This window comes from Sphingobium sp. LSP13-1-1.1 (assembly GCF_040676415.1).
In the GTDB taxonomy this organism is placed as follows: domain Bacteria; phylum Pseudomonadota; class Alphaproteobacteria; order Sphingomonadales; family Sphingomonadaceae; genus Sphingobium.
Map to the genome: position 1 here is coordinate 132,480 of NZ_JBEGHU010000012.1, position 20,755 is coordinate 153,234.

Here is a 20,755-nt window from a genome sequence, read left to right on the forward strand (position 1 = left end):
GTGCTGCCGGGAGGGCGGCGCATCCAACGAAGAGGTATGTGCAGATGCAGTTCGAGGACATGAAGGCGAAGATCGAGGGCGGCAACGGCTTCATCGCGGCGCTCGACCAGAGCGGCGGATCGACGCCCAAGGCGCTGAAGGGCTATGGCATCGAGGAAGATGCATGGGGCAGCGAAGAGGAGATGTTCGCACTGATCCACGACATGCGCAGCCGCATCATCACCGCGCCGGTCTTTTCGGGTGAAAAGGTGCTGGGTGCGATCCTGTTCGAGCGTACCATGGACGGTGAAGCGGGCGGCAAGTCCGTGCCGCAGGCGCTGATCGAGCGTGGCGTGGTGCCCTTCATCAAGATCGACAAGGGCCTGGAGGACGAAGCGAACGGCGTGCAGTTGATGAAGCCCAATCCGGGGCTCGACACGCTGCTGCACCGCGCCAAGGCGCTGGGCGTGTTTGGCACCAAGGAGCGTTCGGTGATCAACCTCGCCAATCGCGAGGGCATCGCCGCCGTGGTGAAGCAGCAGTTCGAGGTCGGACGCCAGGTTCTGGCCGCGGGCCTGGTCCCGATCATCGAGCCGGAAGTGAATATCAAGAGCCCTGAACGTGCCGAGGCCGACCAGATCCTGCTGGAAGAGATCCTTAAGAATCTCGACGCGCTGCCGGGCGACGACAAGGTGATGCTGAAGCTGTCGCTGCCGACCAAGGCCGGCCTGTTCGATCCGCTGGTCGATCATCCCCGCGTGCTGCGCGTCGTGGCGCTTTCGGGCGGTTTTTCGCGTTCGGAAGCCTGCAACGAGCTGGCCAGGAACCGCGGCATCATCGCCAGCTTCAGCCGTGCGCTGCTGAATGACCTGCGTCACCAGATGAGCGACGCCGAGTTCAACGCCTCGCTGGGCGAAGCGATCGACGAGATCCACGGCGCTTCGACCCAGAAGGCGGCCTGATCCATGATGACGGCCGCGAGCGCGGGTTAAGCGTTCGTGGCCGTCATACGGCCAAGGCGCAACGTGCTCCTGCGAAGGCAGGAACCCAGTTTCGACGCCAGTTAATGGCCGCAGCGGCTGAACAGGGCACTGACGAGCCGCCTGTCTCGTTCGAGTGCCTTCGCAGGAGCACGGTTCGGCTCCGGCAGGGCAAAGACTAACTGCCCTCCGTCAACTCCTTCAAGATGCGGGCATCGATTATCGCCTGCGCGTCATGATCGCCGCCATTTTCTCCGGGTAGAAGCGGCCGCGCCAATCCCGGTAATTCCATCCCGAACATCCCATCCTGATCATGCGGGAGGAACGCAGGCGAGGGCGGATCGGCTCCACCCTTTTCCAACGCCATCAAAAGCAGCTAAGGCGAAGCCCATGACCGACTTTACCGATGAAGAGCTGGCGCTCGATCCCGATTTTGCGGCCCGGTTCGACAGCAACGACCGGCGGCCGCCCTGTCAGCTCTATCTGATTTCCCCGCCGGCAATCGATACGGGCTTTGTCGGCAACCTTACCGCTGCCTTTGACGGCGGCGGGGTTGCGGCCTTCCAGTTGCGGTTGAAGGGACTGGACGAAGATGCCGTCGCCCGCGCCGCAGAGCCGCTGCAAAGGCTCTGCGCGGATCGGGACGTGGCCTTCATCATCAATGACAGCATGACGCTGGCAAAGCGCCTGGGCGCCGATGGCGTCCATCTGGGGCAGGGCGACGGCGATGCGCGTGAGGCGCGCAAGCTGCTCGGTCCTTCGGTGCAGATCGGCATCACCTGCCACGACAGCCGCCATCTGGCGATGGAGGCGGGGGAGGCGGGCGCAGACTATGTCGCTTTCGGTGCCTTCTTTCCCACGACCACCAAGGAAACGCTCCACCGGCCTGACCCGTCTATCCTGGGCTGGTGGACCGCATTGTTCGAACTGCCCTGCGTGGCGATCGGCGGGATCACGCCGGACAATGCCGCGCCGCTGGTGAAGGCCGGCGCGGATTTTCTGGCGGTGAGTTCGGCGGTATGGGCCCATCCGCAGGGGCCGCAGGCGGGCGTGGCGGCGTTCGGGCCGGTGCTGGCGCAGCCATAGTTTCTCCCGCTCCTGCCCTGGCAGGCGCATGTCAGGAAGGCGGCCAGGAAAGCAGGCAGGCAGCTTTCCCGCATTTCACGCGTTTTCTCTCCCGCAATAGGGCCACAACAGGGCCGAAATAGGGAGAGTATCGCCTTGAAAACCTGTCCGCTGATCCTGACGCTGCTCTGCGCGGCCTGCAATATGACGGTGACGGATGCGAATGACAGCGCGCCGGCCAAGCAGACGAAGGAGACCGCCTCGCGCCCGTCCGCGCCAGCCGGCGATCCCTACGCCTTCGTCATCCTGCCAGAGCCGGTCGGTGCGCCAGCGCGTGCGGATCGGGTGTTGCAGGCGCAGGTGGCGCTGGACAGGGCCGGCTTCTCGCCGGGCGTGCTGGATGGAAAGGAGGGCATGTCCTTCTCCACCGCGCTCAAGGGTTTTCAGGAGGCCAGGGGCCTGCCACCGACGGGGCAATATGATGACGCGACGGCAAAGGCCCTTCTGGGCGACAGGCCGCTTCCTGCCACCTGGCTGGTGAAGATACCCGCCGCCTTTGCCCGCGGCCCGTTCTATGCCATCCCCAGGGATCTCAACGATCAGGCGAAGCTGCCCGCGCTCGGCTATCGCAATCTGCTGGAAAAGCTGGCCGAGCGTTTCCACACCCGGCCGGAGGCGCTGGTCGCGCTCAACCCGCCGAACAGCAGGATCGGGCCAGGCGCCACGGTCCGCGTGCCCGCCATCGCCAACCAGCCTGTCGCCCGGATCGAGGGGGACGAGCGGGGATGGGGCGCGACGCTTGCGAGCCTTGCCGTCGCCCGGGACCAGCCGCAGGCCGACCATATCGTCGTCGACAAGTCGGACGGGGTGCTGAGGGCCTATGACGCCGACAATCGACTCATTGCCCAATTCCCCGCCACCATGGGGTCGCAGCACGATCCCCTGCCAATCGGAACGTGGGAAATCAAGGGATTGAGCCGCAATCCTGACTTCCATTATAATCCCAACCTGTTCTGGGATGCGGCCTCGACCGATCAGAAGGCGGTGTTGAAGCCTGGTCCCAACGGCCCTGTGGGCGTGGTGTGGATCGACCTTTCCAAACCGCATTACGGCATCCATGGCACGCCAGAGCCGCAGTTGATCGGGCGGACCGAAAGCCATGGCTGTATCCGGCTCACCAATTGGGATGCCGCCCGGCTGGCGCAGATGGTGAAGTCCGGCGTCAAGGCGGTATTCCAGCCATGAGGGCGCGCGGTTGGGCCGGTATCGGCCTGGCCGTGCTGGTCGGCGCTGCCGTGCTGCGCAGTTGCGTGCGGATCGTCCCGGCGGGAGCGCCCGAGCCGTCCCGTCCCGCGACGGTGCGGGCAGGGGGATTGCTGATCCCGGTCGAAGGCGTGCCGCCCTCCGCGCTCAACGACAGCTTCACCCAGGCGCGGGCAAGCGGCGCGCGCCCGCATGATGCGATCGACATCATGGCGGCGCGGGGCAGGGCGGTGCTGGCGGCGGCGGACGGACGGATCGAAAAGCTGTTCTGGAGCGGGGAGGGCGGGCGCACGATCTATGAACGGTCGGCGGACGGTCGGCGCATCTATTATTATGCGCATCTGGACAGCTATGCGCCGGGTCTCGCGGAAGGGCAGGCGGTAAGGCGCGGACAGCGCATCGCAAGCGTCGGCAGCACGGGCAATGCCGATCCGGCGGCGCCGCACCTGCACTTTGCGGTGCATGAAATGCGTCCGGGTGAACCCTGGCATGGGGGGCGGGCGATCAATCCCTATCCGTTGCTGGCGGATAGGCGATAGGCGCCGCCTCTTGCCCTTTTGCCCTCATCCATGTAAGGGCGCGGCCAGCCTCCAGAGGCCGGCTCTTTTCACCTTCAGACATATAGGCAGGCTCTTCCCATGAAGATCAGCGGCGTCGAGATTCGTCCCGGCAACAACATCGAATATGACGGCAGCCTCTGGCGCGCCGTGAAGATCCAGCATACCCAGCCCGGCAAGGGCGGCGCCTATATGCAGGTGGAACTGAAGAACCTCATCGACGGGCGCAAGAACAATGTCCGCTTCCGTTCCGCCGAGACGGTGGAGCGCATCCGCCTCGACACCAAGGATTTCCAGTATCTCTATGCGGAAGGCGACATGCTCGTTTTCATGGACACGGAAACCTATGAGCAGATCAACCTGCCCCAGGATCTGGTGGGCGACGCATCGGCCTTCCTGCAGGACGGCATGATGGTCATGCTGGAAATGTATGAGGAACGCCCGATCTCCGTGCAGCTTCCCGAAACGGTCGAGGCGACCGTCGTGGAGGCCGATGCCGTGGTGAAGGGGCAGACCGCTTCGGCGAGCTACAAGCCCGCCATCCTCGACAATGGCGTGCGCGTCATGGTGCCGCCGCACATCGTCACCGGCACGCGCATCGTCGTCGACGTGTATGAGCGCGAATATGTGAAGCGCGCGGATTGATATCCGATTCCCCCTCCCGCTGGCGGGAGGGGTCAAGGGGTGGGTGGCGAGCATAAGCGAGCTTCCTGCCCTTTCCGTTTTCAAAAAGGCCGCTGACCCGGCCGCCCACCCCCGGCCCCTCCCTCTGCGGGAGGGGGGAGACAAAAAAATGGTATCGCACTCGGGCCTCTTGACCGTCATGGAACGCGCCGCGCGCAAGGCAGGCTCCAGGCTGCGCCGCGACTTTGGCGAAGTCGAACATCTGCAGGTGTCGCGCAAGGGACCGGCGGACTTCGTGTCCAAGGCCGACCAGCAGGCGGAAAAGACGCTGGTCGAGGAATTGCAGAAGGCCCGGCCCGACTGGGGCTTCCTGCTGGAGGAAGGCGGCGAGATCGCCGGCGACCCCAACAAGCCGCGCTGGATCATCGATCCGCTCGACGGCACCAGCAATTTCCTCCACGGCATCCCGCACTTCGCGATCTCCATCGCAGTCGAGGAGCCGCTGTATGGCGGCAAGCGGGAGGTGACGACCGGCCTCGTCTATCAGCCGGTGACCGACGAAAGCTATTGGGCGGAAAAGAGCAGGGGCGCCTGGCGCCACGACCAGCGGCTGCGCGTTTCGGCGCGGCGTGATCTGGGTGATTGCCTGATCGCCACGGGCATCCCCTTCCTGGGACATGGCGATTTCGCGCAATGGACGCGCATATTCGGGGCGGTCGCTCCTTCGGTGGCGGGCATCCGGCGTTTCGGCGCGGCATCGCTGGACCTCGCCCATGTCGCCTCCGGTCGCTATGACGGCTTCTGGGAGAGCGGCCTTCAGCCTTGGGACGTCGCGGCGGGCCTGCTGATGGTGCGGGAGGCGGGCGGCTTCGTGTCCGACTTCCGCGGCGGTGACCAGCCGATCGAGCGCAAGGAAGTGATCGCCGGCAACGATGCCATCCACAGCAAATTGCATAAGTTGGTGGCTGGAGCGCTGCGCTGAGGCAGGGCCTTTGATAGCGTGAAGACATAGCAGCAATTGTTGCGAATCATTCTCATGCCTCCGGGCCTTGCTTCGCATATGCAGCGGGCCTAAAGCGCGGCCGTAAATCATTTTCGCCCAGGGGATTCCGTTGGTCGATCTAGCCCAATATCTGCCGATCCTGATCTTTCTCGGGATCGCCTTGCTGCTTTCTAGCGCGTTCGTGTTCCTGCCGATGCTGGTGGGGCGCCTTACCGGCGCGCATCAGCCCGACCCGGCCAAGCTCAGCGAATATGAATGCGGTTTCCCGGCGTTCGAGGAACCGCGCAGCCAGTTCGACGTGCGATTCTATCTCGTCGCGATCCTGTTCATCATCTTCGATCTGGAGGCGGCGTTTCTCTATCCCTGGGCGGTCAGCCTGCAGCAGATCGGCTGGGCCGGCTGGGCGACGATGATGATCTTCATAGCGGAGCTGGTGCTCGGCCTCGTCTATGCGTGGAAGAAGGGAGCACTCGATTGGGAGTAGAACTTGAGCGGCCCGCGCCTGGCACCCTGCTGCCCGCCGGAACCCAGCCCGACCAGGATTTCTTCAACGCGCTGAACAGCGAGGTGAGCGACAAGGGCTTCCTGGTCACCTCGACAGAGGAACTGTTCCAATGGGCCCGCACCGGCTCGCTCTGGTGGATGACCTTTGGCCTCGCCTGTTGCGCGGTGGAGATGATCCACGTCAACATGCCGCGTTACGACATGGAGCGCTTCGGCGCCGCGCCGCGCGCTTCCCCGCGCCAGTCCGACGTGATGATCGTGGCAGGCACCCTGTGCAACAAGATGGCTCCGGCGTTGCGCAAGGTTTACGACCAGATGTCCAATCCGAAATATGTGATTTCGATGGGCAGCTGCGCGAACGGGGGCGGCTATTATCACTACAGCTATTCGGTGGTGCGCGGCTGCGACCGCATCGTGCCGGTCGACATCTATGTGCCGGGTTGCCCGCCGACCGCGGAAGCCCTGCTCTATGGCGTAATGCAGCTGCAGCGGAAAATCCGCCGCATCGGGACGATTGAGCGCTGATATGGGTCATTCTGCTCCTAGAATCGCGACCATAGACGGGATCGCGCAGGAAATTGCCGGCCTGCTGGGATCGATGCTGGTAGAAACCGTCGACCATGCCGATGAGCTGAGCTTCACCGTCGTTCGGGAAAAGCTGGCGGACGCGATGGTCCTGCTGCGCGACCGCGCGCAATATCAGCAGCTGATGGAAATCGCCGGCGTCGACTATCCCGACCGCCCGGAGCGGTTCGAGGTCTGCTATCATCTGCTGAGCGTCACGCGGAACCACCGCGTTCGGGTCAAGGTACAGACCGATGAGGACATGCCTGTTCCCACCGTCACGCACATCTGGCCGGTCGCCGGCTGGCTGGAGCGGGAGGTGTTCGACATGTACGGCGTCATCTTCGAGGGCAATGCCGACCTGCGCCGCATCCTGACCGACTATGGTTTCAAGGGCCATCCGCAGCGCAAGGACTTCCCGCTGACCGGCTATGTCGAGATGTGGTATTCCGAAGAGGACAAGCGTGTCGTCTACAAGCCGGTGAAGCTGGCGCAGGATTTCCGCCAGTTCGATTTCATGAGCCCGTGGGAAGGCGCGCAATATGTGCTGCCGGGCGATGAGAAGGCGCCACAGGCGGCCGGTGCCCCGACGCCCGCCGCCGCTCCGCCGCCGCCCGCCGCTCCCAAGGGCGGCACGCCCAAGACGACCGATAAGCCAGGCGTCAGCGGGGCAGGGGAGCCGGCCGACAGCGAGGCGAACAAGAAGTCCGAGGACAAGGCCTGATGTCCGATTATCTGGAAAAGCTGGACCATGTTACCGATGCGGCGGACCCGTCGTTCGGCGATACGGAAATCCAGAACTATACGATCAACTTCGGTCCGCAGCACCCCGCTGCGCACGGCGTGCTGCGCCTGGTCATGGAGCTGGACGGGGAGATCGTCGAGCGCTGCGACCCGCATGTCGGGCTGCTGCATCGCGGCACCGAAAAGCTGATCGAATACAAGACCTATCTCCAGGCGCTGCCCTATTTCGACCGGTTGGACTATTGCTCCCCGCTGGGCATGGAGCATAGCTATGTCCTTGCCATCGAAAAGCTGCTGGACCTGGAAGTGCCGCTGCGCGCGCAATATCTGCGCGTGTTCTTCGCGGAACTGACCCGCATCTGCAATCACATGCTGAACCTCGGTTCGCACGTCATGGACGTCGGCGCGATGACGCCGAACCTGTGGCTGTTCGAAATCCGCGAGGATTGCCTCAACTTCTTCGAGCGCGCTTCGGGCGCCCGCATGCATGCGGCCTGGTTCCGTCCCGGCGGCGTGCATCAGGACGTGCCGCTCAAGCTGCTGACCGACATTGCCGACTGGCTCGATACCCGCCTGCCGCGCCTGTTCGAGGATGCGATGAGCCTGGTGGTCGACAACCGCATCTTCAAGCAGCGCAATGTCGACATCGCCGTGGTCAGCAAGGAAGATGCGCTGAAATGGGGCTTCTCCGGCCCGATGATCCGTGGTTCGGGCATCCCCTGGGACATCCGCAAGGCGCAGCCCTATGACGTCTATGACCGCATGGAGTTCGACGTTCCGGTAGGCACCAATTTCGACTGCTACGACCGCTTCATGGTTCGCGTCGAGGAAGTGCGCCAGTCCGCGCGGATCATGAAGCAGTGCCTGAACGAAATGCCCGAGGGGCCGGTGGCGAGCTTCGACCGCAAGGTGGTGCCGCCCAAGCGCGGCGAGATGAAGCGCTCGATGGAAGCGCTGATCCACCACTTCAAGCTCTATACGGAGGGCTTCCACGTCCCGGCGGGCGAAGTCTATGTCGCCACTGAAAGCCCCAAGGGCGAGTTCGGCGTCTATCTGGTCGCGGACGGCACCAACAAGCCCTATCGCTGCAAGATCCGCCCGACTGCGTTCAGCCATCTTCAGGCGATGGACTTCATGATGAAGGGCCACATGCTGGCCGATACGACCGCTGTCCTGGGCGCCATGGACATCGTGTTTGGAGAATGTGACCGCTAATGGCTGACGCAGTTCATATCCCGGACGAGGCCGAGACCCGCGCGCGCTGGGGCGCGTTCGCGTGGACGGCCGAAAATGCCGAGCAGGCGAAGAAGGTCATCGCCCGCTATCCCGCCGGGCGTCAGCAGTCGGCGGTGATGCCGCTGCTTGACCTCGCCCAGCGGCAGGTCGGCGCGGAAACCCGGACGCAGGGCTGGCTGCCGGTGCCGGTGATGGAATATATCGCCGACCAGCTCGAAATGCCCTATATGCGCGTTTACGAGGTCGCGACCTTCTACACCATGTACAACCTCGCGCCGGTCGGCCGCTACCATGTGCAGGTGTGCGGCACGACGCCCTGCATGCTGCGCGGTTCGGACGACGTGTTCTCCGCCTGCAAGAACAAGGGGCTGGTCAAGGGCGGTACCACGCCCGACGGTCTCTTCACACTGACCGAGGTCGAGTGTCTGGGGGCCTGCGCCAATGCGCCGATGGTCCAGATCAACGACGATAATTTCGAAGATCTGACCTATGACAGCATGAGCGCTATCCTCGACGATCTCGCCGCTGGCAAGCAACCGAAGATCGGGCCGCAGATCGAGCGTCAGACGAGTGCGCCGGAAGGTGGGCCGACGACCCTCAGGGAAATGGTCAGCGAAAATCACGATTATCGCGGCCAATGGAATGTGGGAGCGGAGGCATGAGCGACGTGATTGCGCCTCTCAGCGACAAGGATCGCATCTTCACCAACGTCTATGGCTTCCAGGACTGGGGCGTCGACGCGGCGATCAAGCGCGGCGATTGGGATAATACCAAGAAGCTGCTGGAAATCGGCCAGGACGAGATCATCGAGCGCATCAAGGCGTCCGGCCTGCGCGGCCGTGGCGGTGCGGGCTTCCCGACCGGCATGAAGTGGAGCTTCATGCCCAAGGAAAGCAGGGATGGTCGTCCGAGCTTCCTCGTCATCAACGCCGACGAGTCCGAGCCGGGTAGCTGCAAGGATCGGGAGATCATCCGCCACGATCCGCACAAACTGATCGAAGGCGCGCTGGTCGCCGGTTTCGCGATGCGGGCGCGCGCGGCGTACATCTATATTCGGGGCGAGTTCATCTACGAGGCGAAGGTGCTCTTCGCTGCCGTCGAGCAGGCCTATGAAAAGGGCTTCCTCGGCAAGAATGCCTGCGGTTCGGGCTATGATTTCGACGTCTTCGTCCATCGCGGCGCGGGCGCCTATATCTGCGGCGAGGAAACCGCGCAGATCGAAAGCCTGGAGGGCAAGAAGGGCCAGCCCCGGCTCAAGCCGCCTTTCCCGGCCGGCGCTGGCCTCTATGGCTGCCCGACCACGGTCAACAACGTCGAATCGATCGCGGTCGCGCCGACCATCCTGCGTCGCGGAGCCGCATGGTTCTCCAGCTTCGGGCGGGAGAACAACAAGGGCACCAAACTCTTCCAGATCAGCGGCCATGTGAACAAGCCCTGCGTCGTCGAGGAATCGATGGGCATCAGCTTCAAGGAACTGATCGACCGGCATTGCGGCGGCATTCGCGGCGGCTGGGACAATCTGCTGGCGGTGATCCCCGGCGGCTCCTCTGTGCCGCTGGTGCCGGCCAAGGAGATCATGGACGCGCCGATGGATTTCGACGGACTGCGGGCGCTGGGCTCGGGCCTTGGCACCGCCGCCGTCATCGTCATGGACAAGTCGACCGACATCGTCCGCGCCATTTCGCGCCTCTCCTACTTCTACAAGCATGAGAGCTGCGGCCAGTGCACGCCCTGTCGCGAAGGCACCGGCTGGATGTGGCGGGTGATGGAGCGGCTGCGCACCGGCGATGCCGACCAGAGCGAGATCGACATGCTGTTCCAGGTCACCAAGCAGGTCGAAGGCCACACCATCTGCGCGCTCGGCGACGCGGCGGCCTGGCCGATCCAGGGCCTGATCCGGCATTTCCGGCCTGAGATCGAGCGGCGGATCAATGAAAACAAGGGTAACGCCCCGGTCATGGAGGCAGTGGAGTAACCATGCCGAAGGTCAAAGTAGACGGCGTAGAACTCGAAGTTCCGGCGGGCGCGACGGTCCTCCAGGCCTGCGAGCTGGCGGGCAAGGAAATCCCGCGCTTCTGCTATCATGAGCGCCTCAGCATTGCGGGCAATTGCCGCATGTGCCTGGTCGAGGTGAAGCCTGGGCCGCCCAAGCCGCAGGCAAGCTGCGCGCTCCCCGCTGCCGAAAATCAGGAAATCTTCACCCAGACCGAGATGGTGAAGAAGGCGCGTGAGGGGGTGATGGAGTTCCTGCTCATCAATCACCCGCTCGACTGCCCGATCTGTGACCAGGGCGGCGAGTGCGACCTGCAGGACCAGTCGGTGGCCTATGGCCGTGGCGGCAGCCGCTTCGAAGAGAATAAGCGCGCCGTTACCGAGAAATATATGGGTCCGATCGTCAAGACGGTCATGACCCGCTGCATCCAGTGCACCCGCTGCGTGCGCTTTGCCGAGGAAGTCGCGGGCGTGCCGGAAATCGGCGCCATCTATCGCGGCGAGAATATGCAGATCACCACCTATCTCGAACATGCCGCCAAGAGCGAGCTGTCGGGCAATGTGGTCGATCTCTGCCCGGTCGGCGCGCTGACGTCGAAGCCCTATGCGTTCGAGGCGCGTCCCTGGGAACTGAAGAAGACCCATGCCATCGACGTGATGGACGCTGTCGGCACCAACATCCGCCTCGACAGCCGCGGCCGCCAGGTGCTGCGCGCCGTGCCGCGCATCAACGATGATGTGAACGAGGAGTGGGCGAGCGACAAGACCCGGCACAATGTCGACGGGCTGGTCCGCAAGCGTCTGGACAAGCCGTTCGTGCGCAAGGACGGCAAGCTGGTTCCGGTGACCTGGGCAGAGGCCTTTGCCGCCATCGCCGCGGTCCAGCATGGCGGCAGCGTTGCGGCGCTGGCGGGTGACCTGCTCGATTGCGAGACGATGTTCGCCGGCAAGCTGCTGGTCGAACGGCTCGGCGGCACCATGCTGGAAGGGCGTCAGACCGGCCTTGCCTATGACGTGTCCAGCCTGAGCGCGGTCAACTTCAATACAACCCTGAACGGCATCGAGACGGCCGACGTCATCCTGCTGGTGGGCACCAATCTGCGCTGGGAAGCGCCGCTGGTGAACACCCGCATCCGCAAGGCGATCAAGAAGGGCGCCAAGGTCTTCGCTCTCGGCCCGCAGGTCGACCTCACCTACAAGGTCGAATGGCTGGGCAATGACGCCTCGCTGCTCGCGAAGCTTCCGCAAGCAGTGGTGGAAGCCTTCGGCAAGGCCGCGCGTCCGGCGATGATCGTTGGCGGCGGCGTGCTGGCCAAGGACGGCGCACATGGCGACACGCTGGCGCTGGTCGAAACGCTGGGCCTCATCAAGGATGGCTGGAACGGCTATAACGTCCTGCACTTCGCGGCGGCGCGCATGGGCGGGCTGATGCTCGGCTATGCGACGCAGGGCGGCGTCAAGGCGGTGGCGGCGGCCAAGCCGAAGCTGCTTTTCTCGCTCGGCGCGGACGAAGTCGACTATTCGGCGTTCGAGGACAGCTTCAAGGTCTATGTCGGCCACCATGGCGACAAGGGAGCGCATGCGGCGGACGTGATCCTGCCGGGCGCGAGCTATGCGGAGAAGGCAGGCACTTACGTCAACCTGGAAGGCCGCGTGCAGCGTGGCGAAAAGGCCGTGTTCGCGCCGGGCGACGCGCGCGAGGACTGGTCGATCCTGCGGGCCTTGTCGGAAGTGCTGGGCGCGACCCTGCCTTTCGACAGCTTCGAGGCTTTGCGCGCCGAAATGGCCAAGGCGGTTCCCGCGCTGGGCGTCGAGGGCCTGGCCGATTATGGCTGGTCCAGCCCCAGGCTTCCGACCGGCGCCACCGGTGAATTCGGTTCGCCGATCAAGGATTTCTACCTGACCAACGCCATCTGCCGCGCCAGCCCGACGATGCAGCAATGCTCGGCCGAACTGGTCCATGGCGAGACCTATGCGGAGGCCGCAGAGTGACCGCTTTCTTCCAAAGTCTCGGCCTCCCCTTTGAAGGCGCCTGGCTGCTTTCGACGATCATCGGCATTCTGGTGATTGCCCTGCCGCTGATGCTGGCGGTGGCGATGATCATCTATGCCGACCGCAAGATCTGGGCGGCCATGGCGCTGCGCCGTGGTCCCAACGTCGTCGGTCCCTTTGGCCTGCTCCAGTCCTTCGCGGACGGCGCAAAGGTCTTCCTTCAGGAAACCATCATCCCGTCGGCCGCGAACCGCGCGCTCTTCCTGATCGCGCCGATCATCACCTTCACGGTGGCGCTGATCGCCTGGGCGGTGATCCCGTTCCAGGTCGGCGTGGTGGTCGCCAACATCAATGTCGGACTGCTCTACATTCTGGCCGTCAGCTCGCTTGGCGTGTACGGCATCGTGCTGTCGGGCTGGGCGTCCAACTCCAAATATCCCTTCTATTCCGCGATCCGCGCCAGCGCGCAGATGATCTCCTATGAAGTCTCGATCGGCTTCATCCTGGTCTGCGTCGTGCTCTGGGCCGGCAGCTTCAACCTGACCGCGATCGTCGAAAGCCAGAAGGGCTATTATGGCTTCCTGAACGGCAACGGCTTCAACCCGCTGCTCTTCCCGATGGCGATCATGTTCCTGATCTCCGCCATGGCGGAAACCGGCCGCGCGCCGTTCGACCTGACCGAAGCGGAATCGGAACTCGTCGCGGGTTACCAGACCGAATATTCGTCCATGGCCTTCGCGCTCTTCTGGCTCGGCGAATATGCGAACGTCATCCTGATGTGCGCGCTCAACGCGATCCTCTTCTGGGGCGGCTATCTGCCGCCGCTCGACTGGGCGCCGCTTTATTATGTGCCGGGCATCATCTGGCTGCTCGCCAAGATCGCCTTCTTCTTCTTCGTCTTCTCCTGGGTGAAGGCGACGGTGCCCCGCTACCGTTACGACCAGCTGATGCGGCTGGGTTGGAAGATCTTCCTGCCGACCTCGCTCTTCTTCGTCTTCCTGGTTTCGGGCTTCCTCATGTTCACGCGTTACGGAGGCGCTCAATGAGCCTCGGCTACTACGTCAAATCCTTCACCCTCTGGGAGTTCGTGAAGGCGCACGCCCTGACCTTGAAATATTTTTTCAAGCCCAAGGCGACGATCAACTACCCCTATGAGAAGAACCCGATCTCGCCGCGGTTCCGGGGCGAGCATGCGCTGCGCCGCTACCCCAATGGGGAAGAGCGCTGCATCGCGTGCAAGCTGTGCGAGGCCATCTGCCCGGCGCAGGCGATCACCATCGAGGCGCAGCCGCGCGAGGACGGCAGCCGTCGCACCACGCGCTACGACATCGACATGACCAAGTGCATCTATTGCGGCTTCTGTCAGGAAGCCTGCCCGGTGGACGCGGTCGTCGAGGGTCCGAACTTCGAATTCTCGACCGAAACCCGCGAGGAGCTGATCTACGACAAGGCCAAGCTCCTTGAAAATGGTGACAAGTGGGAGCGCGCGATCGCCGCGAACCTTGCCGCCGATGCACCCTACCGTTAAGCCGCAGCCGCCGAAGGGGAACATGATCCTGTGATTCACGTGCTTGCCTTTTACCTGTTCGCCGCGATCGTGGTGTGCAGCGGCGCGCTTACGATCCTGTCGCGCAATCCGGTTCATTCGGTGCTGTGGCTGATCCTCGCTTTCTTCAACGCGGCGGGGCTGATGGTCCTGCTGGGTGCTGAATTCATCGCGATGCTGTTGGTCATCGTCTATGTAGGGGCGGTCGCCGTGCTGTTCCTGTTCGTGGTCATGATGCTTGACATCGACTTCGCCGAACTGCGTGCCGGTTTCGTTGATTATCTTCCCTTCGGGCTGCTGATCGCGCTGGTGCTGCTGGCGGAGATCGTGCTGGGCATCGGCCTCTGGCGTGCCGGGCCCATCGAACTGGCGCAGCGCGCGGCGCCGATGAAGCCGGAGCTCAGCAATATCCAGGCGATCGGGACGCTGCTCTATACGCGCTACATCTTCCTGTTCGAAGCGGCGGGCATAGTCCTGCTGGTGGCGATGATCGGCGCGATCGTGCTGACCCATCGTGCCCGTGGCGGCGTGCGCGGCCAGAACATCGCCCGCCAGAATCGCCGTCGTCCCGAAGACGCCGTGCGTAACGTCAATCAGCCAGTCGGGCAGGGGGTGGAGCTGTGATCGGCCTTCAGCACTATATGGTGGTCAGCGCGATCCTCTTCGTGATGGGGGTGCTGGGCATCTTCATCAACCGCAAGAATGTCATCATCATCCTGATGGCGATCGAGTTGATCCTGCTCAGTGTGAACATCAACCTTGTCGCCTTCAGCGCCTTCCTCGGCGATCTGGTCGGACAGGTGTTCAGCATGTTCGTGCTGACCGTCGCGGCGGGTGAGGCGGCCATCGGCCTTGCCATCCTCGTCATCTATTTCCGCGGTCGCGGCACCATCGCCGTCGACGATGTCAATCGGATGAAGGGCTAAAGCTCGATGATCCAGCTTATCGTCCTTCTCCCCTTGCTGGCTGCTGCCATCGCCGGCCTTGGCAACAAGGCGCTTGGCAAATTGCCGGCGAAGATCGTCACCACCGGCGCGCTCTTTGCCTCCTGCGCGATGAGCTGGCCGATCTTCATCAGCTTCCTGACCGGCCATGCCGAACCCTATGTGGCGCCGGCCTTCACCTGGATCCAGTCAGGCAGCTTCGACGCGCAATGGGCCCTGCGGGTCGACACGATGACCGCGGTCATGCTGGTGGTGATCACCAGCGTGTCGAGCCTCGTCCACCTCTACAGCTGGGGCTATATGGAGGAGGAGCCGGACCAGCCGCGCTTCTTCGCCTATCTGTCGCTCTTCACCTTCGCGATGCTGATGCTCGTGACGGCGAACAACCTGCTTCAGATGTTCTTCGGCTGGGAAGGCGTGGGCCTTGCCTCCTATCTGCTGATCGGCTTCTGGTTCCGCAAGCCATCGGCCAATGCCGCCGCGATCAAGGCGTTCGTCGTCAATCGCGTCGGTGACCTTGGCTTCATGATGGGGATTTTCGGTACCTATCTGGTGTTCAACACCATCTCGATCCCGGAAATCCTTGCGGCAGCGCCCTCCATGGCGGGTTCGACCATCGGTTTCCTCGGTCACCGTTTCGACACCATGACCGTGCTTTGCCTGCTGCTGTTCATCGGCGCGATGGGCAAGTCGGCGCAGCTTGGCCTCCACACCTGGCTGCCAGACGCGATGGAAGGCCCGACCCCGGTGTCGGCGCTGATCCACGCCGCGACCATGGTGACCGCTGGCGTGTTCATGGTGTGCCGCCTGTCACCCATGTTCGAAACCTCGCCGACGGCGTTGGGTTTCGTGACCTTCATAGGCGCGGCGACCTGCCTGTTCGCGGCGACCGTGGGTACGGTGCAGAACGACATAAAGCGCGTCATCGCCTATTCGACCTGTTCGCAGCTTGGCTATATGTTCTTCGCGGCGGGCGTCGGCGCCTATGGCGCGGCGATGTTCCACCTCTTCACCCATGCCTTCTTCAAGGCGTTGCTCTTCCTGGGCGCCGGTTCGGTCATCCACGCGATGCACCATGAGCAGGACATGCGTTACTATGGCGCACTTAGGAAGGAGATCCCGATCACCTTCTGGACGATGACGCTGGGCACGCTCGCCATCACGGGCGTCGGCATCCCGCTGGCCGGTTATGGCTTTGCCGGCTTCTATTCGAAGGATGGCATTCTCGAAGCGGCCTATGCTTCGGGCGGATCGGGCGTTGGCGCCTATCTGGTCGGCGTGTTCGCGGCTTTGCTCACCAGCTTCTACAGCTGGCGCCTGGTGTTCCTGACCTTCTTCGGCAAGCCTCGCTGGGCCGCTTCGGAACATATCCAGCATGCCGTCCACGGCCATCATGAGGGTGTGGACGAAGAGGACGGCCATGGTCACGATGCCCATGCCCACGGTCATGACGATCATGACCACCATGCTCATGAGCAGACCGGCACGGCGGGCTATCATCCACACGAAAGTCCGTGGGTGATGCTGATCCCGCTGGTGTTGTTGAGCCTGGGCGCGGTGTTTGCCGGCTTCCTCTTCCATGACCAGTTCATCGGTCCGGAAGGCGGCATCGAGTTCTGGAAGGGCGCGCTCGCGTTCGACAGTCACCTGATGCATGCGAGCCATGAAGTTCCGACCTGGGTCAAATTCGGTCCCTTCGCGGTGATGATCACCGGCCTCGCGATCGCCTGGCTGAGCTACATTAAGAACACCGACTGGCCGCGGCGTTTCGTCGCCACCTTCGGCGCGCTGTACCAGTTCCTGCTCAACAAATGGTATTTCGACGAGCTGTACCATTTCCTGTTCGTCAAGCCTGCCTTCGCCATCGGCCGCTTCTTCTGGAAGTTCGGTGATGTGGGCTTCATCGATCGCTTCGGCCCGAATGGTCTGGCTGCGCTGGTCGTGCAGGGCAATAAAGTCACCCGTCGGCTTCAGTCCGGCTACCTCTACACTTACGCGCTGGTGATGCTGATTGGCCTCGCCGCGGCCGCAACCTGGGCGATGACACGATAATGGACGGCTTCCCCATCCTTTCCCTGATGATGGCAGTGCCGATGGCGGGGGCCATCGCCTGTCTCTATGCAGGAGCCAGTCAGGCGCGTTTGATCGCGCTGGTGGCGACGCTGGTCGATCTCGTCCTGGGCGTCGTGCTCTGGATGAATTTCGACCAGTCGGGCACGGCGGCCCAGTGGCAGTTCCAGGAATATGCGCCGATCTTCGGCCGCTTCGCCTGGGCGTTGGGCATCGATGGCATCGCGCTGGTGTTGATCATGCTGACGGTGTTCCTGATGCCGATCTGCATCGGGGCGAGCTGGCTCGCGATCGAGAAGCGCGTCGGCGAATATATGGCGGCCTTCCTGTTCATGGAGGTGCTGATGATCGGCGTCTTCACGGCGCAGGATCTCTACCTTTTCTATATCATGTTCGAAGCCGGCCTGATCCCGATGTACCTCATCATCGGCATCTGGGGCGGGGCGGATCGCATCTACGCTTCGTACAAATTCTTCCTCTACACGCTGCTCGGCTCGGTGCTGATGCTGATCGCGATGATGTGGATGGTGCATGAAGCGGGCACGACCGACATCCCGACATTGATGGCCTATAATTTCGATCCGCATGTCCAGGTCTGGCTGTGGCTCGCCTTCTTCGCCAGTTTCGCGGTGAAGATGCCGATGTGGCCGGTCCACACCTGGCTTCCCGACGCGCACGTGCAGGCGCCGACGGCGGGGTCGGTCATTCTGGCCGGTGTGCTGCTGAAAATGGGCGGCTACGGCTTCATCCGCTTCTCGCTGCCGATGTTCCCCGAAGCGTCCGCGCAACTCGCGCCGCTGGTCTGGGGCCTCTCGATGGTCGCGGTCGTCTATACCAGCCTCGTCGCGCTGGTTCAGTCCGACATGAAGAAGCTGATCGCCTATTCGTCGGTCGCGCATATGGCCATCGTCACCGTCGGTCTGTTCGCGTTCAACCAGGCGGGCATCGAAGGCGCGATGATGGTGATGCTGGGCCATGGCCTGGTGTCGGGCGCGCTCTTCCTCTGCGTCGGCGTCATCTACGACCGGCTGCATACCCGCGAGATCAGCCGTTATGGCGGCCTCAGCATCAACATGCCGAAATATGCGGTTCTGTTCATGCTGTTCACCATGGCGTCGGTCGGTTTGCCGGGCACCAGCAACTTCGTGGGCGAATTCCTCTCGCTGATGGGCATCTATCAGGCGTCGAGCTGGGTCGCACTGGTCTGCACCACCGGCATCATTCTGGGCGCGGCCTATATGCTCTATCTCTATCGCCGCATCTGCTATGGCGAGCAGAAGAATGCGGACGCGGCCGCCATGCCCGATCTGTCGATGCGCGAAGTCTGGCTGCTGGCGCCGATTGCCGCCGCTGTGCTGTGGATGGGCATCTATCCCGAGAGCTTCTTGGCGCCCATGCGGTCTGACATCCGTGCGCTGGAAGCGCGCATCGCCTCTGCCGCGCCTGCGGGAGACTCCAAGATCAAAATGGGTCCGGCCATCCCGGCTGCGGAGGCCCATCATGAAGAAGCTGCTGCCGCGCATGGGGAGGCGCACTGATGATTGATTCCGCTTCCCTTCTGGCAGTCCTGCCGGAACTCATCCTGACGGCCGGTGGCCTGATCCTGATGCTGATCGCGGCCTATGGCGGTGATGCGACGGCCCGCGTCATCAACTGGCTGTCGGTGCTGACGCTGGCGGTTGCGGGCGTGGCGCTGTCCTGCTCGCTCGCCCATGGGCCCGTGGCCTTTGACGGGCTGGTGCGGGCCGACGCCTTCTCGGTCTTTGCCAAGGCGCTGATCTATGGCGCAGCGGCGGCGGCGATCCTGCTGGCGCCTCGCTATTTCATCACCGGCGGGGCGCTGCGTCCCGAATATCCGATCCTGATCCTCTTCGCCGCCATCGGCATGGGGATGATGGTGTCGGCAGGCGACATGCTGACGCTCTATGTCGGCCTCGAAATGAACAGCCTTGCCTCCTATGTGCTGGCGAGCTTCATGCGTCAGGATGAACGCTCCTCCGAAGCGGGCCTCAAATATTTCGTTCTCGGTTCGCTGGCGAGCGGCATCCTGCTCTACGGCATTGCGCTGCTCTACGGTTTCACCGGCAGCACCGCGTTCGACGGCATTGCGGTCGCGCTGGGCGATGGCGTGTCGAAGGGCGAGCTGTTCGGCCTGGTGTTCGTGCTCGCGGGCCTGGCGTTCAAGATCAGCGCCGTGCCGTTCCACATGTGGACGCCGGACGTGTACGAAGGCGCGCCGACGCCGGTCACGACCTTCTTCGCCAGCGCGCCGAAGGTTGCGGCCATGGGCCTCACCGTCCGCGTCGCGATAGAGGCGCTCGGTCCGGCCGGACTTGACTGGCAGCAGGTGGTGATCTTCGTGGCGCTCGCCTCGATCCTCTTCGGCGCGGTCGCGGCTATCGGCCAGACCAATATCAAGCGCCTGATGGCCTATTCGTCGATCAACAATGTCGGCTTCGCGCTGATCGGTCTCGCTGCCGGGACGCCTGCCGGCGCGGCGGCGACGATGAGCTATATGGCGATCTACGTGGTCATGACCATCGGCGGTTTCGCCTGCATCCTGCAGATGCGCGATGCGGATGGCCGTCCGGTCGAGACCATTGCAAGCCTTGCCGGCCTGTCGCGCTCCCGCAAGGGACTGGCGGCGGCGCTGGCGATCTTCATGTTCTCCATGGCTGGCATTCCGCCGCTCTTCGGCTTCTGGGCGAAGTTCCTGGTGTTCGACGCGGCAGTGGCGGCCGGCCTGACGGCACTGGCCGCCTTCGGCATCGCCATGTCGGTGATCGGCGCCTTCTATTATCTGAAGGTCATCAAGACGATGTATTTCGATGAGCCGGCAGCGCCCTATGAAGCGCGCGGCGGTGCTGTCGAGAATATCATCCTGACGGCATGCGCCGCGGTGATCGTCCTTGGTTACTTCCTCAATCCCGTCCTCGACAAGGCGAGCGCGGCGGCAGCGGCGTCGCTGTTCTGACCGAGCTTCGCTTCGTTGCGGAGACTGGCTCCACCAATGCCGACATGCTTGCATTGGTGGGGCAAGGCGCTTCTGAGGGCTGTTGGCTGCGCGCGGGGCGGCAGACCGGCGGACGCGGTCGAATGGGACGCCATTGGGAAAGTCCTGAAGGCAATCTCTACTGCTCGACCGTGATCCGCCTGCGAGATGGCGATCCCCCGCCGCATACGCTGGCCCTGGTCGCGGCCAATGCTGTCCATGCCCTGCTGGCGCCGCTTTGCGCGGGAGAAGTGCGGATCAAATGGCCCAATGACGTGCTGGCCGACGGCGCGAAGATCGCCGGTATCCTGCTCGAACGGACCGGCGATGCCGTTGTCGCCGGGATTGGCATCAATGTAACGGGGCATCCGGTCGGACTGGACCGGCCAGTGACCAGCCTCCTTGCGCAGGGAATGCCGGATGGCGACGCGGCCGCGCTGCAGGTCCGGCTTGCCGAGCTTTTTGCCCATTGGCTGGCGATCTGGCGGGTGCAGGGGCTGGATCCGGTGCGCGCGCACTGGCTGGCCAACGCGCATCCCGCCGGCACGCTGATGCGGGTGGTGCCGCCCGACGGCGCGACGGTCGAAGGCAGCTTCGATACCCTTGACCGCGACGGCATGCTGATCCTGCGCTTGGCGAACGGTGAGAGCCGTGCCATTCATGCCGGCGATATCCTTCTCATCTGACATCGGGGATCGGC

At 63.5% G+C, this 20,755-nt stretch carries 21 protein-coding genes; all 21 read left to right on the plus strand.

Going from position 1 to position 20,755, the window contains the following annotated elements; translation table 11 throughout:
- Positions 1-44: 44 nt before the first annotated feature.
- A complete protein-coding gene (locus MRBLSP13_RS08265) occupies positions 45-941 on the plus strand; it encodes a fructose bisphosphate aldolase (protein ID WP_363735412.1) in 897 nt (298 codons plus the stop codon).
- A gap of 408 nt (positions 942-1,349) precedes the next feature.
- Positions 1,350-2,045: a thiamine phosphate synthase gene (gene thiE, locus MRBLSP13_RS08270; RefSeq protein WP_363753907.1), complete on the plus strand. Its 696-nt coding sequence runs from the start codon at positions 1,350-1,352 to the stop codon at positions 2,043-2,045.
- 135 nt (positions 2,046-2,180) lie between these two features.
- A complete protein-coding gene (locus MRBLSP13_RS08275; protein ID WP_363753909.1) occupies positions 2,181-3,269 on the plus strand; it encodes a L,D-transpeptidase family protein in 1,089 nt (362 codons plus the stop codon).
- The gene (locus MRBLSP13_RS08280) at positions 3,266-3,826 is read left to right on the plus strand and encodes a M23 family metallopeptidase (RefSeq protein ID WP_363753911.1); all 561 of its coding nucleotides are present in this window, start codon (positions 3,266-3,268) and stop codon (positions 3,824-3,826) included. Before MRBLSP13_RS08275 ends, MRBLSP13_RS08280 begins: the two co-directional genes overlap by 4 nt.
- 99 nt (positions 3,827-3,925) lie before the next feature.
- Positions 3,926-4,489, plus strand: a complete 564-nt coding sequence (gene efp / locus MRBLSP13_RS08285; RefSeq protein ID WP_025549544.1) for an elongation factor P — start codon at positions 3,926-3,928, stop codon at positions 4,487-4,489.
- Between the two features lie 148 nt (positions 4,490-4,637).
- On the plus strand, positions 4,638-5,450 hold the full coding sequence (locus MRBLSP13_RS08290) for an inositol monophosphatase family protein (protein ID WP_363735205.1): 813 nt from the start codon (positions 4,638-4,640) through the stop codon (positions 5,448-5,450).
- A gap of 130 nt (positions 5,451-5,580) precedes the next feature.
- Positions 5,581-5,955: an NADH-quinone oxidoreductase subunit A gene (locus MRBLSP13_RS08295; protein ID WP_133651754.1), complete on the plus strand. Its 375-nt coding sequence runs from the start codon at positions 5,581-5,583 to the stop codon at positions 5,953-5,955.
- A complete protein-coding gene (locus MRBLSP13_RS08300) occupies positions 5,946-6,500 on the plus strand; it encodes a NuoB/complex I 20 kDa subunit family protein (protein ID WP_022682903.1) in 555 nt (184 codons plus the stop codon). Before MRBLSP13_RS08295 ends, MRBLSP13_RS08300 begins: the two co-directional genes overlap by 10 nt.
- 1 nt (position 6,501) lies before the next feature.
- A complete protein-coding gene (locus MRBLSP13_RS08305) occupies positions 6,502-7,263 on the plus strand; it encodes an NADH-quinone oxidoreductase subunit C (protein ID WP_363753913.1) in 762 nt (253 codons plus the stop codon).
- The gene (locus tag MRBLSP13_RS08310) at positions 7,263-8,498 is read left to right on the plus strand and encodes an NADH-quinone oxidoreductase subunit D (RefSeq protein ID WP_363735202.1); all 1,236 of its coding nucleotides are present in this window, start codon (positions 7,263-7,265) and stop codon (positions 8,496-8,498) included. Before MRBLSP13_RS08305 ends, MRBLSP13_RS08310 begins: the two co-directional genes overlap by 1 nt.
- Positions 8,498-9,181: an NADH-quinone oxidoreductase subunit NuoE gene (nuoE, locus tag MRBLSP13_RS08315; RefSeq protein WP_363735201.1), complete on the plus strand. Its 684-nt coding sequence runs from the start codon at positions 8,498-8,500 to the stop codon at positions 9,179-9,181. The genes MRBLSP13_RS08310 and nuoE overlap by 1 nt, the downstream gene beginning before the upstream one ends.
- Positions 9,178-10,494: an NADH-quinone oxidoreductase subunit NuoF gene (gene nuoF, locus MRBLSP13_RS08320; protein ID WP_363753915.1), complete on the plus strand. Its 1,317-nt coding sequence runs from the start codon at positions 9,178-9,180 to the stop codon at positions 10,492-10,494. The genes nuoE and nuoF overlap by 4 nt, the downstream gene beginning before the upstream one ends.
- Before the next feature lie 2 nt (positions 10,495-10,496).
- Positions 10,497-12,503, plus strand: coding sequence for an NADH-quinone oxidoreductase subunit NuoG (gene nuoG, locus MRBLSP13_RS08325; protein WP_363735199.1), 2,007 nt, complete (start codon positions 10,497-10,499; stop codon positions 12,501-12,503).
- Complete coding sequence (gene nuoH / locus MRBLSP13_RS08330) at positions 12,500-13,549, plus strand: NADH-quinone oxidoreductase subunit NuoH (RefSeq protein WP_363735198.1); 1,050 nt, start codon at positions 12,500-12,502, stop codon at positions 13,547-13,549. The genes nuoG and nuoH overlap by 4 nt, the downstream gene beginning before the upstream one ends.
- The gene (gene nuoI / locus MRBLSP13_RS08335; protein ID WP_022682896.1) at positions 13,546-14,031 is read left to right on the plus strand and encodes an NADH-quinone oxidoreductase subunit NuoI; all 486 of its coding nucleotides are present in this window, start codon (positions 13,546-13,548) and stop codon (positions 14,029-14,031) included. Before nuoH ends, nuoI begins: the two co-directional genes overlap by 4 nt.
- Before the next feature lie 30 nt (positions 14,032-14,061).
- Positions 14,062-14,673 (plus strand): NADH-quinone oxidoreductase subunit J, encoded by a 612-nt coding sequence (locus MRBLSP13_RS08340; RefSeq protein WP_363735197.1) that lies wholly within the window; start codon positions 14,062-14,064, stop codon positions 14,671-14,673.
- Positions 14,670-14,975 (plus strand): NADH-quinone oxidoreductase subunit NuoK, encoded by a 306-nt coding sequence (nuoK, locus tag MRBLSP13_RS08345; RefSeq protein WP_004211745.1) that lies wholly within the window; start codon positions 14,670-14,672, stop codon positions 14,973-14,975. Before MRBLSP13_RS08340 ends, nuoK begins: the two co-directional genes overlap by 4 nt.
- 6 nt (positions 14,976-14,981) lie before the next feature.
- Complete coding sequence (gene nuoL / locus MRBLSP13_RS08350; RefSeq protein WP_363735196.1) at positions 14,982-17,045, plus strand: NADH-quinone oxidoreductase subunit L; 2,064 nt, start codon at positions 14,982-14,984, stop codon at positions 17,043-17,045.
- Positions 17,045-18,601 carry an NADH-quinone oxidoreductase subunit M gene (locus tag MRBLSP13_RS08355; protein WP_363753917.1) on the plus strand — a complete coding sequence of 519 codons (1,557 nt, stop codon included), beginning with the start codon at positions 17,045-17,047 and terminating at the stop codon, positions 18,599-18,601. The genes nuoL and MRBLSP13_RS08355 overlap by 1 nt, the downstream gene beginning before the upstream one ends.
- Positions 18,601-20,037 carry an NADH-quinone oxidoreductase subunit NuoN gene (nuoN, locus tag MRBLSP13_RS08360; protein ID WP_133651764.1) on the plus strand — a complete coding sequence of 479 codons (1,437 nt, stop codon included), beginning with the start codon at positions 18,601-18,603 and terminating at the stop codon, positions 20,035-20,037. Before MRBLSP13_RS08355 ends, nuoN begins: the two co-directional genes overlap by 1 nt.
- Entirely contained in the window at positions 20,034-20,741 is a 708-nt protein-coding gene (locus MRBLSP13_RS08365) for a biotin--[acetyl-CoA-carboxylase] ligase (protein ID WP_363735410.1), read from the plus strand. Before nuoN ends, MRBLSP13_RS08365 begins: the two co-directional genes overlap by 4 nt.
- Positions 20,742-20,755 lie beyond the last annotated feature (14 nt).